The sequence below is a fragment of the Desulforamulus reducens MI-1 genome (genome assembly GCF_000016165.1).
GTDB classification, from domain to species: domain Bacteria; phylum Bacillota; class Desulfotomaculia; order Desulfotomaculales; family Desulfotomaculaceae; genus Desulfotomaculum; species Desulfotomaculum reducens.
This window is the reverse complement of record NC_009253.1, coordinates 1856929-1870029: the sequence shown is the minus strand read 5'-3', so window position 1 is coordinate 1870029 and position 13101 is coordinate 1856929. Positions and strand designations below refer to the sequence as shown.

Sequence of the window (13101 nt, the reverse complement as noted above, 5' to 3'; positions counted from 1 at the left end):
TTACTCTACTTCAACCAGCACTATGGTGCTATTATCAGTCCCGCCGCGTTCTAATGTTAAATCCATTAACTCTTCTAGACATTTGTCAAGGTCGGGTTGCCCCTTAATAACATGTTTAATTTCCTCAGGTCGTAGGTGGTTAATTAAGCCATCCGTACAAAATAATATTTTATCTCCAACCTTTAAGTCTACAGTATGCAAATCCAAGCGTACCATTGGCGCAGTGCCCATGGCTCTTGTTAATACGTTTTTTTGGGGATGATTAATTGCCTGTTCTTCTGTGATACCGCCACAGCGCAGCATCTCCCCCACCAGGGAATGATCATTTGTAATTTGAATAATATCGTCATGACGTATTAAGTAGGCTCGGGAGTCACCAACATGGGCAATGATCAGTTTATTATCTACAAAAATGCCTGCGGTAACTGTTGTTCCCATGCCCCGGTATTCTTCAATTTCGTTGGAAAGTCGGTGGATACGCAGATTTGCTTCATCCAGAATCCGAAGTAAATTCGTAGCAATATCCTCTTTCTCTACATTTGAGTTTCTTAAATTTTCTACTAGGTATTCTATGACTGTTCTGCTGGCAATCTCACCGGCCTTATGTCCTCCCATGCCATCAGCCACAGCAAATAGACCGATATCTGGGCAAGCGCACATACTGTCTTCATTGCCGGGCCTAACCCGACCGACATCACTTATTTGACTCCATTTCATACGCCCACCTCACAAAATGAAAAATAACGTCACCAATTTGTATCTGATCTCCATTGGCCAGAACCGTTTGCTTTTTTATGGGTACATTATTCAAATAAGTATGATTTAAGCTTCCTAAATCCTCAATCCAGTATTGTCCTTGTTTATATAAAATACAGGCATGCTCCTGGGAGGCGTAATGACCATCCAAAATAATATGATTTCCCCGACCACGACCAAGCTTTGTAATATCACCCAGTTGAAAGATCTCCCCTGACTTAATATGTGCTTCCCTGGATGTTACCACTTGGAGTACAGCCCCGTCGCCCCCAGTTACCACAGGTTTGGGTGAACTTCCATTCCCATTTCCTGCAGGGTAAAGAGAATGATTTGGCAGGTCACTGTTCCTGAGCTGCTCAATCATACTCACAGTTAACCTGAAAATAAATAAATAAAGTAAAATTAAAAAGAGACCACGTAGAAGTGTTATAACAAGAGCCAGCACTTTTATAACTCCTTAAAAACCAGGACTGTATTACCCAAGGTGATAACGTCTCCGGTTGTTAATTCCGTCCTATCAATGGGTATACCGTTAACATAAGTCCCATTGGTACTATTTAAGTCTGATAAACAAAATCGATTATTTTTCTTTTCAATTTGTGCGTGTCTTCTTGATATACTGCTATCATTTAACACAATATCGCAGGTATCCCGTCGGCCAATACTGGAACGATAGTCACCTAAAGGGAATTCCTTTCCCATATCATTGCCTTCTTCTACTAGCAAGCTTGCAGAATAAGGTATTTTTGATATACGAAGTGGTGCAGTATCTGATAAAGGCTCAAAGGCTCGGGTTTCCTCTTTCTCTTTTTCCAACTCATCGGTTTCTTTTATTAAAGGTATCTGTGCTACGCTCTCACCGGATTCATTAACACCGAACTTGCTTTCAATAATAATATCACCGGGCTTAAGATCTTCATTTTCTAAGAAACGAAGGATGGGTACCGAAACCAAAGTAAATTTTTTCTCTGTAGCATTTTCAACGAGAAAGTCCACCAATTCCTTTGTGAGCAGCGGGACCATCGGTTGGATATAGGAATAATCAGAAGTATGCAAAATAATGTCATATTCATTTGGCACATAGACATTGGTTACACTAATCCTTCGTTTGTCCCTCATGGCCCGGGCAAGTTTTTTTGCAATATCCGTAGGCTGTACGAGGGCATCGGAACTAAACTTTTCTTTAAAAAACCCTTCTATGTACTTTTCTAAACTACTTTCCAAAGCGGAAAAGAAACGCATATTGATCACCACCGCTTTATGAAGTCCCAGGGTGTAAACTTAATTTTTGCTTTCATATCTGCGTCTAAGTTGGCCACAGGCTGCATCGATATCTCCGCCTAATTCCCTGCGAACGGTAACATTTAAACCAACCTTCTCTAGATATTGACGAAATCGTTCAACCTTTTCAGGTGGCGTCCGGATAAATTCCTTCTCTTCCACGGGATTTACGGGGATTAGATTTATATGGCAAAGTAGGTTCTTTAATAAAGCAGCCAGCTGACGGACATGCTCATCACTGTCATTGATGCCGGACAATAACGCATACTCAAAGGTTATCCGACGGCCTGTGATTTCTATGTAATTACTACAGGCTTCTATTAATTGATGTATTTTATATCTCCTGTTTATTGGCACTAATTTGTCCCTTAAATCATCATTGGGAGCATGTAGAGATACTGCCAGGGTAATAGGCAGCTTTCTTAAGGCCAACTCCTGCATCCTTGGCACAAGTCCACAGGTTGAAAGAGTAATATGACGATACCCGATATTTAGCCCATACTCAGCATGGATATTTTCTAAGAATTTTAGTACGTTATCAAAATTGTCAAGGGGTTCTCCAGCCCCCATAATCACGATATGACTGACTCTTTCGCCGGTTTCCCTTTGTATGCCCAGCACCTGGTCGTAAATTTCCCCGGGACTAAGATTCCTTACCAGCCCATTGATGGTCGAGGCGCAAAATAAGCATCCCATGCGGCAACCAACCTGTGTAGAAACACATACAGAATTGCCATAGGTATGTTTCATTAGAACACTTTCCACAGCGTGGCCATCCGGCAGACCAAACAAAAATTTAATGGTATCTCCCTTGGCGGACACCTGGCTTGTCAGAATCGTAGCCTGGCTCAGGGTTGTCAGTTCATTTAATTTTGCTCGTAACCCCTTGGAAAGATTGGTCATCTCATCAAAGGAAGAGACCCCCTGGGCAAAGACCCACCGGCAAATCTGGTCAGCACGAAAGGGTTTTTCACCCAAGTCTTTTATAAAATGTTGTATTTCAGATTGATTTAAATCCCTTAAATTTAATTTATTGTTGTTATTTCTACACATTTTTAATCAAATCCTTTTTTCCTCAGGCGAGCTATAAAAAAGCCATCCATGCCATGCACATGGGGCAGCAGTTGAATATAGCCTTTTTCAGCAGACTTTTCCTCATCCAAGCCTGGGGGAAGTAACTGCCTTAGGTCACCCATAATGAATTCAGGGTGGTTTTTAAGGAATTCTTCCACGACACCGATATTCTCTTCCTTGGTTATGGTACAGGTGCTATAGACGAGGACCCCTCCTGGGCGAAGGCATTGGGCAGCAGATTGTAATATTTCCTTTTGTAGCCGAACAATGCCGGGAAGTTGGCTGGGGTCTTTGCGCCAACGCGAATCCGGTCTTCTTCTTAACACACCCAATCCTGAACAGGGGGCATCCACCAGAACATAGTCGGCCCAACCCTGGTATTTTTTGTGAAGATCTCTGGCATCCGCAACCTCAGCCTGAATGGATTGAATACCCAGGCGTCTGCAATTATCCATAATTAAATCCAATTTATGACTGTATATATCAAAGGCAATAATTTGCCCGGAGTCACCCATCAGTTGTGCCAGGTGGGTTGTTTTGCCACCCGGAGCAGAAGCTACATCCAATACCTTTGCGCCGGACGAAGGATTTAAAACGTGGGCTACCAACATGGAACTCTCATCCTGCACCTGGAAAAATCCCCCTTGAAAGGATTTCAGAGTACGATAGGACAAAAAGCCGCTTAAATTTAAGCCTTCGGGTACAAACTTTGTTTCCCTCGCTTCAACACCTTCAGCTTTTAGCCTAGCCATAAGGTCTTCTCTAGAGATTTTTAAGGTGTTGGTTCGTACTGTGTTCGGTGCCGGGCGGTTATTGGCTTGACATAGAGCAATAGTTTGCTCAAAACCATATTGCATTAACCACCTCTCCACCAACCAGGTGGGATGAGAATATTTTAGGGCTATATGATCCACCGGGGCCTCCTTGGAGTCCGGAAATTCTAGACTATGTTGCTGCCTTGCTACATTTCGCAATACACCGTTAACAAATTTTGGTGCACCCTGATGACCATATTTTTTCGCCAAGTTGACTGATTCATTGCATGCAGCTGAATCAGGCACTCTAGGCATAAACATGATTTGATAAGTACCCATTCTTAATATATTCCGTATCCAAACTGTTTGCGATGCCAGTGGTTGTTTTAGAAAATGGGCCAACACCCAATCAATGGTATTCAGATTCCTTAATACTCCATAAACAATTTCTGTGGCAAAAGCCCGGTCTAATTTGCCGGGCTGATATTGTTCAAGCAATTTGTTTAAAGCAAGGTTAGCATAAGCTCCCTCATCTTCAACAGCTTTACTAACCAGAAGTGCAAGTTCTCTGGCGCTTACATTTTTCAATTGTTTACCCCTTCCCCTTTCCGGTCAATCAGAAAAAATTCGATAGCCCTTACTACCCCATGTATCGATACAGATGTATTAAAGCACGGGCCAAAGGGACGATCATTTAGCACTCCTAAAACCGGGATCGGACTGCAATCCTGGATGCCACTGGCCAAATCTCTTTCACAGGCTATGGCTACGATGGCTTTAGGTCGGTATTCCTTAACATATTTACGAGCCAGAGTACCACCAGTGGCAACACCCACTCGAATTCCATATTGGTCCCGGAGGTTCAATAAGTCTGCCACTTTACACTTTCCACATCGTCGACAATTATTTATATCATTGGTTACTTTATGGGGACAAGTATTTTCCTGAATACAGTGGGGTGCTAATAATAAAACTTGATCAGGGCGCAATTTTTGTTGATTGGTTCGAACAAGTTCGTTATTGACCTCAATAAAGGAATTCTTGATTGTGTCATTATCTATTTTAAAAATTCTACCCAGGCCAACGGCAAAGGGAAATAAAGTAGACATGGCCACCCGCATTAGAGGTTGTAAGGGTTTTAATGTTTGAGCCAACCATATAGTTAAGACAATTCCTCCCACACCAAAGGCCACCAATATAATAGCAATAATAACCGCTACCACCAGTGCAATTAATATTACTTGATGAAATAATGTAGTTGGGTGGTAAACAAGATACCATATGGTAAAGATCATCAGACCAACAACAACTAAACTTGCTGCTAAAAGACCTAAGAATAACCTTTTTCGCACATGGGGTTCCTGCGCATGACTTGGCGTAATCAGTTGCCTCTCCCCCCTTCAAATCCTAAAACAGTACCAGGAGACATTTGCTTGCCCCGAAGAAATTCAGTGACCTCCATTCGTCTACTACCTTGAAGTTGTAATTCCTTGATTAAGATTTGCCCCCCAGCAGTTTGTACTAATATACCAGAAGGACTAACTTCTAAAACAGTACCAGGATCAGCATCAATATTCTGATGCGCTGGGATAGTTGTCTGCCATATTTTTAGAATTTTATTATCCCAAATTGTATAGGTACCTGGCCAAGGATTCATGCCCCTCACATGATTGTGAATATCCTTCGCTGATAAATCCCAATGAATAAGCTCATGTTCTTTTCTTAACATCGGAGCATAGGTAGCTAGCTTATGATTTTGGGGTATTCGAGGTGCACAATCCTCTTCCAGTAGATGGATGGTTTCAATTAGCAATTTTGCCCCGTCGGAGGCTAATTTATCATGAATAGCCCCCACAGTGTCACTGGGGCCGATGGAAACGGAACTTTTTAGTATCATGTCCCCAGTATCCATTCCCTTATCCATAAACATTGTCGTTACACCTGTTTCTTCTTCTCCGTTTATGATGGCCCAGTGTATGGGAGCTGATCCTCTATAATAGGGTAATAAGGATGCATGAACATTAATACAACCCTTCGGGGGCAACTCCAGTATTTCCGTGGGTAAGATTTTTCCATAAGCCACCACAACAATACATTCCGGTTTTAGCTCTTCTATGGTTTGTTGAAACTCATTAATCTTAATGCTTGTTGGCTGTAAAACAGGTATTTTATACTCATTGGCCAAAACCTTAACCGGCGGCGGTTGCACTTGCCTTCCCCGGCCCTTAGGCTTATCCGGTTGAGTTACCACTGCAACCACCTGTTGGCCAGCATCAATTAAAGCTTTTAAGGATGTTGCAGCAAAATCCGGAGTTCCCATAAAAACAATACGCATTTTTCTACTCCTAACTATTCAACTTTTCGGAGATTACTGGCTTTATCCACAAAGATAATTCCTTCTAGGTGATCAATTTCATGCTGAAATGCCCGGGCCAAAAAATCCTTGGCACGATACAAAACTTCTTCACCCTTACGGTTTAGTCCTTTTACTACAAGCTTATCCGCTCTGGATACTTCTCCAATCATATTAGGAACAGAAAGACAACCCTCGGTGTCTGTCACGGTATGTCCTGACACCTCTACTATTTCAGGATTTATCAATTCTATCAGACCTTCACCAATGTCCACAACAATAACCCGTTTGGAAACACCAATTTGAGGTGCAGCTAAGCCAACCCCATTGGCCTCATACATGGTATCTGCCATATTATCCAGTAATTTATGAATGTTTGGAGTAACCTCTTTTACTGGTTTTGCTTTCTCACGTAGGATTTCATCACCGATTTCCACAATTTTATATATTGCCATACCAGTGTCCCCCTGTCTCTAAGTAAAGGTAATTATGATCTATTTATAATGTTAACGGATCAACATCAATACTAACAGAAACTTGTTTAAAACGTATACCCGCCTGTTCCAAGACGAGAGCAGCAATTTTTCTAATATCACGGCTCACTGAACCCCTTAGGATCAACTGCCACCTATAGCGGTCTTTGATTCTAGGTATGCCTGCTGGTGCAGGGCCTAGAACCTCAATATCTACGTTACCAACTTTTTTTGCAATGACAGTTAATCGTTCCTGCCAACTCTGGGCCGCACTGATAACATCCCCTTCATTAAGTCCAGAAAACAGAATACGAATAATGTAACTAAAGGGGGGATAGCGTAAAACTTTTCTAGTTGTCATTTCTTTTTGATAAAAATTAATATAATCATGTTGCTGAGCATTTAAAATACTAAAATGCTCCGGATCATAGGTTTGGATAATAACTTCTCCCTCTGTTTCACCCCGACCCGCACGACCAGCAACCTGGGTTAATAACTGAAATGTTCGCTCTGCTGCCCGAAAATCCGGCATATGAAGGGTGGTGTCTGCATTGACCACCCCTACTAGGGTTACTGCCGGTATATCTAATCCCTTGGCAATCATTTGAGTGCCAATTAACACCGAAGCATTTCCCTGAATAAATTGATCAAGCAATTTCTGATGGGACCCTTTGCGGGTTGTGGTGTCCGCATCCATTCTCAGCACGGGCACATCAGGAAATAACTGCTTTACTTCTTCTTCTACCCTCTGGGTTCCCAAACCAAAGCTTCGTATAGCAGTGCTGGCACATTGGGGACATTTCTTAGGGGCCCCAGTGCCATAACCGCAATAATGGCACCTCAGCAAACCATTGGTATGGAGTGTTAAAGATATATCACAACGGGGGCATTTTATAACCTGACCACACTGGCGGCACACCACCACCGTGGCATAGCCCCGTCGATTTAAAAACAGAATACTTTTTTCTTTTTTTTCTATCCTTTTGCTAAGGGCTTTCTTTAATGTATTACTAAAGATTCCTGTATTCCCTCTGGCCAACTCTTCACGCAAATCAACGATGTGAACTTGGGGAAGTTCTCTATGGTCAACCCGTTGGGTAAGACGAAGGAGTTTGTAAGGTCCTCCTTGACGTGCCCTGCAAAAACTCTCCAGGGCTGGTGTTGCACTTCCCAAAACAACTACCGACTTATACTGAGCAGCCCTTTGTAATGCCACTTCCCTGGCGTGATATTTTGGGTTCTCATCCTGCTTATAGGAGGACTCATGTTCCTCATCAATGATAATTACACCAAGATTCGGTGTGGGGGCAAAAACAGCTGAACGAGTTCCCAGTACAACCTTTGCTGTGCCAGATCGAATACGCACCTTTTCGGCATATCTTTCCCCCTGGGATAGGCCACTATGTAATAAAGCCACTTGGTTCCCATAACGAGTTTTAAACCTATGAACCATTTGAGGAGTCAGCGCTATTTCCGGCACCAAGACAATGGCCTGACGGTTTATTTTTAAGACATCCTGTATGATTCTAAGATATATTTCTGTTTTACCACTGCCCGTAACACCATGCAATAGCCAGGCCGATGGTTTTTCTGCTGTCAATGCCTGGCAAATCTCCCCCACAGCAAAGGACTGTTCCTTGGTTAACTGCGGTAATTTGCCGTGGAAGCTAATATCTTCCTTGATTTGTAGAAATTTTTCCTTTAATAAACCCTTCTCAATTAACGCATTGATAACGGCTACTGAGGTACTTGATGCAGTGGCTAACTCCATTTTGTTTAAACCGGGTTTCGCAAGAGCCACCTCTAGGGCCAGTTTTTGTTTGGGGGCTCTTACCAGACCCGCCTGGTCACTATTATTAACAGTAGCAAAAAGTCCCTTGCTATATTTTTCATCTTTCCTACTGGGCACAGATGATCCAGCAATACAATGAAGAGCGTCACCTAAACCACAGAGGTAACGCTGTGACATCCACTGTGCTGTTTTGAAGAGTTCTTCATCCAAGAACGGTTTTTTTTCAACAATACCTTTGATGCTTTTTATCTTTGCTAGCCGAGGGGGTTCGCCAAAACCAATGACAAAACCTTGAATCAACCTACCAGAAAAGGGTACCTCGACCCGGCTGAACTTTAGCAGTTCACTCTGCAGGGCCTCCGGCACCCAATAATGAAAGGTTTGATATATAGACCGAACCGGCACCGGCACAACCACTTCAGCATAAAGCATCCTAACGTCCTCCCCGGTGGGTCCTCAATAATTTAATTGTGCGATGCAATATCTCACTGGCAACTTTATTTTTATCCATTTGGGGCAAAGCCTCGACTGATCCGTCGGCGGCAAATATTCGCACTATGTTCGTGTTACAATCAAAACCAGCGCCTGGCAGTGTAACATCGTTAGCAACCAATAGATCAAGATTCTTGGAAGACAATTTGTTCCGAGCATATCGGTCCAAATCATGGGTCTCTGCAGCAAATCCTACCAGGATTTGCTGTTGCCCCTTCCGGCGTCCCAGTTCAGCTAATATATCTGGGTTTTTCTGAAGGGGTATCACAAGGTTCTCTGCCTGTTTCTTTATTTTTTGTGTACTAATTGACTCTGGGCGATAATCCGATACCGCCGCAGCCTTAATAATAAGGTCGGCGCTGTGGGCATATCTTATAACAGCATCATGCATCTCAGCCGCAGTTTCTACTTGTATGGTTTCAACTGGGGTCGGAGGCTCTAAATGGGTAGGCCCACTGACTAATACTACTCTAGCACCCCTTAGGGCAGCCATTCTTGCCAGGGCATAGCCCATTTTACCTGAACTACGGTTCGTGAGATAACGGACCGGGTCCAGTGGTTCTCTGGTTGGACCTGCGGTGACAAGTACCGTTAACCCCACCATATCCTGGGGGGTTAACCTTTGGTTAATACTATGTAATATGGCAGAAATATCTGCCAAACGTCCCCTGCCCGTTGTACCACAGGCCAAACGGCCTTCTGCCGGTTCTACAAAGTAATAGCCCATATCTTTAAGCTTACTTATGTTAGACTGGACAATGGGATTATTATACATGTTCACATTCATGGCCGGACAAAAAAGAACTGGACATGTCGCTGCCATGATAAGCGTGGATACCAGGTCATCTGCTATACCATTAGCTGTCTTGCCAATAATGTTTGCCGTTGCCGGAACAATTACCAGCAAATCAGTTTTTTGGGCCAATTCAATATGCAGCACACCACCGTCGGCTTCTCTTTCAAAGAGGTCTGTGTGCACAGTATTTCCAGTTAGCACTTCAAAGGTAAGAGGTGTGATGAATTCACAGGCTGACGAGGTCATGGTAACCCGAACATCCGACCCGGCTTTTACCAGAGAACTTACCAGTTCGGTTGTTTTATAGGCTGCAATCCCCCCGGTAATCCCTATAGTAATTCTTTTTCCTGCCTGCAAGATGAGCACCTCCGTCCGTTACTTTTGACCACCACGTATGCGGCGGTATGTTACGTCTCCATCGGAAATTTCTTCTAGGGCCAACGTGACTGGCTTAGCATGTAAGGGTGTGTTTGTTTTCATTTCATCTTCTGTCAGGAAACGAGCCCTTTTAGCGGCAGCAACAACCAGGGTATAACGGCTATCCACCCTGGTCATTAGTTGGTCCAGCGAAGGTCTATTCATCATGGTTATTACCCCCACCAATCAAATTTTTAACAATCTAAGAACTTTTTGATATCAAAGTTTGCAGGTCGACATCTCTCTGCATTAATAATTGATTCAACTTGTGCAACAGCATTATCAACAATATCATTGACAACCAAATAATCATAGCGTTGGGTATTCTTTAATTCATCACATACACACTGTAATCGTTTGTTAATACTTTCTGCCGAATCCGTACCCCTTTTTGTCAACCTTTCCTGTAAAAGAGATAAACTAGGTGGTACGACAAAAATCAATACCCCTTTGGGGTATTTTTGTTTTATCTGCAATGCACCCTGAATATCAATCTCCAAAATCACATCCTGGCCCGTTGACAGCTTTTCTTCAACAAAATTTAACGGAGTTCCATAATAATTATCATAAACCCTTGCATACTCTAATAGTTCATTTTCAGAAATCATCTTTTCAAAGGCTTCTTTACTGACAAAGAAGTAATTGACTCCGTCAACTTCTCCGGGTCTAACTGGCCTAGTTGTACAGGAAACAGAGAGGCAAAGATCTTTATTCTTCTTGAGCAAACCCTGGCATATGGTACCTTTCCCCGCACCTGAAGGTCCTGAAATGACGATTAGTAGTCCTTGCCTGGTCATCTTTTCTCACCTAGTCCGTAGGTTCGTCAACCTGAGCAGCTTCTTTACTTACCAGGCGGTTTGCTACGGTTTCAGGCTGAACAGCAGATAGTATAACATGGTCACTATCGGTAATAATTACCGCCCTAGTACGACGTCCATAAGTGGCATCTATCAGCATTCCCCTGTCTCTGGCTTCAGTAATAATACGTTTGATAGGAGCGGATTCGGGGCTAACTATGGCAATAATGCGGTTGGCCGAAACAATATTGCCAAAGCCAATATTAATAAGCTTTATATCCATGTTCTGTTCCCCCTAATATTATTCTATATTTTGAACTTGTTCTCTAATTTTTTCTAACTCACTTTTAGCATTCACTACAGCATTGGTAATGACTAAGTCATTGGCCTTTGATCCTATGGTGTTAATTTCCCGATTCATCTCTTGAACCAAAAAATCCAGTTTCCTGCCAACAGGACCGCCTTCCGAAAGTATCTGTGACAGTTGTACTAAATGGCTGTTCAATCTTACAATTTCCTCGGATATATCTGCCCGATCTGCAAACACTGCCACTTCTGCGGCTAAACGAGCTTCTTCTATAATACCATTCTCCAACCATTCAGCTAATCTTTGCGATAGTTTGTCGCGGTATTCTTGTATGACCAAAGGGGCTCTTTCCGATATTTGTACAGTAAGTTGTTGAATAACCGTCGCCCTACTGGAAATATCTATTTTTAGGCGTTCTCCCTCAGTCTGTCGCATGGTTAACAACCCGTTTAGGGCTTGGTTAGTGGCTTCTTTGATAGCAGGGTACCATTGTTCGATGTTCTCTTCAGGTTGTTCAAGGGAGATTACATTGGGTAGCGATATCAGATCTTTTATGGAGATTTTCTCAGCCATGGACAAAGATTCAGCCAATTCTTCCATTGCATTATGATACGCCACAGCCAATGCTTTGTCAACTTTTACCGAAGGTGTGATTTCTCCTGTTTCTTCTATGGAAATATACCCATCTACGCGGCCCCGTGTAACTTTTCCCTGTATAGTTCGTTTTATCCTATCCTCCACAGGAGATAACGACCTAGGCTGGCGAAGAATAACCTCGCAAAACCGATTGTTTACAGATTTAAGTTCTACCGTAAACCTTCTCCCCTCTGCGGAAGCTTCGCCTCGGCCATATCCTGTCATGCTTTTAATCAATTTCCCACCACCTATGTTTTATAGCGCTTCTGAATATGATAATAATATTTTCTACCTAAATTTAGATTATCCTTTAAATTATGCATAAAAACAAGTAATTTAAAGCAATAGGGCCAGTACCCGTTGAATAACCTTGTTTTTCATAGTTATACCCGGTCTGGCCCAAAAATAGAATTTTAATTGTGAAAATTATCTACTATTTATATTCATTAAAACCTATGTTAATTCTTTCGTTTGGTGAACTATCATCATCCCTGCCCCTAAAGGATTCATAAATAACCCCATCTTCCCCAATTTCGTAGGGTATACTGTCAGGATCTTCGAAGGTTTCCTGGTGCTCTTCAACAATCATTTCTTCGTCTCCGTAATAGGAACCTGCCTGAGATCGGTCTGCATGTTCGTTCCATCTGGCCACCGTTTCCCAAGCATCCTCACCGTCAAAACCATTATAATCTTCATGATCCTTCCAGGAACGACTAAAGGGATTTTTTAGCACATCCTCTTCGGCACTTCTTTCATGGGATTTCGGCAGGTGTTCATCCCTGGATTTACAATCAATGCACTGAGTGGTGTAGGGTATTGCTTCTAATCTATCCTGGGAAATTTCTTGATGACACACTTCACATATACCGTACATGCCCTCTTCCATTTTATCCAAAGCATCATCGATGGCTCCTAGGGTGGTTATGGCATCTTCCCGCAATGCGAAGTCCTTCCCCCTTTCAAACATTTCCGTAGCCACGTCACCGGGGTGATTATCATAGGTAGATAATTCTCCAAAGGAATCTGACATGGACTCCCCCATCCCACCTTCATTCATTCCCTCAATCCGGTCCAGCATATGTTCTCTCATATTCAATAGCTTGTTTTTATAACATTCTATTTGTTGTTGATCCAGCAAAATAATACCCCCGTTTCTTTTTAATGCTAGGCAA

15 protein-coding genes are annotated in these 13101 nt (G+C 42.7%); all 15 read right to left on the bottom strand.

Annotated features, from left to right (window positions below; all coding sequences use genetic code 11):
* Complete coding sequence (locus tag DRED_RS09170) at window positions 1-717, bottom strand: Stp1/IreP family PP2C-type Ser/Thr phosphatase (RefSeq protein ID WP_011878052.1); 717 nt, start codon at window positions 715-717, stop codon at window positions 1-3.
* A complete protein-coding gene (locus DRED_RS09165) occupies window positions 695-1201 on the bottom strand; it encodes an FHA domain-containing protein (RefSeq protein WP_011878051.1) in 507 nt (168 codons plus the stop codon). Before DRED_RS09165 ends, DRED_RS09170 begins: the two co-directional genes overlap by 23 nt.
* 2 nt (window positions 1202-1203) lie before the next feature.
* On the bottom strand, window positions 1204-1998 hold the full coding sequence (locus DRED_RS09160; RefSeq protein WP_041274552.1) for an FhaA domain-containing protein: 795 nt from the start codon (window positions 1996-1998) through the stop codon (window positions 1204-1206).
* Window positions 1999-2037: 39 nt separating this feature from the next.
* A complete protein-coding gene (rlmN, locus tag DRED_RS09155; protein ID WP_011878049.1) occupies window positions 2038-3090 on the bottom strand; it encodes a dual-specificity RNA methyltransferase RlmN in 1053 nt (350 codons plus the stop codon).
* A 2-nt stretch (window positions 3091-3092) separates the two neighbouring features.
* Window positions 3093-4454 carry a 16S rRNA (cytosine(967)-C(5))-methyltransferase RsmB gene (gene rsmB / locus DRED_RS09150; RefSeq protein ID WP_011878048.1) on the bottom strand — a complete coding sequence of 454 codons (1362 nt, stop codon included), beginning with the start codon at window positions 4452-4454 and terminating at the stop codon, window positions 3093-3095.
* The gene (locus tag DRED_RS09145) at window positions 4451-5251 is read right to left on the bottom strand and encodes a DUF116 domain-containing protein (protein ID WP_041274551.1); all 801 of its coding nucleotides are present in this window, start codon (window positions 5249-5251) and stop codon (window positions 4451-4453) included. Before DRED_RS09145 ends, rsmB begins: the two co-directional genes overlap by 4 nt.
* A complete protein-coding gene (gene fmt / locus DRED_RS09140; RefSeq protein WP_011878046.1) occupies window positions 5248-6201 on the bottom strand; it encodes a methionyl-tRNA formyltransferase in 954 nt (317 codons plus the stop codon). Before fmt ends, DRED_RS09145 begins: the two co-directional genes overlap by 4 nt.
* Window positions 6202-6215: 14 nt before the next feature.
* Entirely contained in the window at window positions 6216-6674 is a 459-nt protein-coding gene (gene def, locus DRED_RS09135; protein WP_011878045.1) for a peptide deformylase, read from the bottom strand.
* A gap of 43 nt (window positions 6675-6717) precedes the next feature.
* Window positions 6718-8916 (bottom strand): primosomal protein N', encoded by a 2199-nt coding sequence (gene priA / locus DRED_RS09130; RefSeq protein ID WP_011878044.1) that lies wholly within the window; start codon window positions 8914-8916, stop codon window positions 6718-6720.
* A gap of 1 nt (window position 8917) precedes the next feature.
* Entirely contained in the window at window positions 8918-10129 is a 1212-nt protein-coding gene (gene coaBC / locus DRED_RS09125) for a bifunctional phosphopantothenoylcysteine decarboxylase/phosphopantothenate--cysteine ligase CoaBC (protein ID WP_011878043.1), read from the bottom strand.
* An 18-nt stretch (window positions 10130-10147) separates the two neighbouring features.
* Window positions 10148-10357 (bottom strand): DNA-directed RNA polymerase subunit omega, encoded by a 210-nt coding sequence (rpoZ, locus tag DRED_RS09120; protein ID WP_041274550.1) that lies wholly within the window; start codon window positions 10355-10357, stop codon window positions 10148-10150.
* A 26-nt stretch (window positions 10358-10383) separates the two neighbouring features.
* On the bottom strand, window positions 10384-10986 hold the full coding sequence (gene gmk, locus DRED_RS09115) for a guanylate kinase (protein ID WP_011878041.1): 603 nt from the start codon (window positions 10984-10986) through the stop codon (window positions 10384-10386).
* 10 nt (window positions 10987-10996) lie between these two features.
* Complete coding sequence (gene remA, locus DRED_RS09110) at window positions 10997-11269, bottom strand: extracellular matrix/biofilm regulator RemA (protein ID WP_003541102.1); 273 nt, start codon at window positions 11267-11269, stop codon at window positions 10997-10999.
* An 18-nt stretch (window positions 11270-11287) separates the two neighbouring features.
* Complete coding sequence (locus DRED_RS09105; protein WP_011878040.1) at window positions 11288-12166, bottom strand: YicC/YloC family endoribonuclease; 879 nt, start codon at window positions 12164-12166, stop codon at window positions 11288-11290.
* 196 nt (window positions 12167-12362) lie between these two features.
* Entirely contained in the window at window positions 12363-13067 is a 705-nt protein-coding gene (locus DRED_RS09100; RefSeq protein WP_011878039.1) for a TraR/DksA C4-type zinc finger protein, read from the bottom strand.
* Between the last annotated feature and the right edge of the window lie 34 nt (window positions 13068-13101).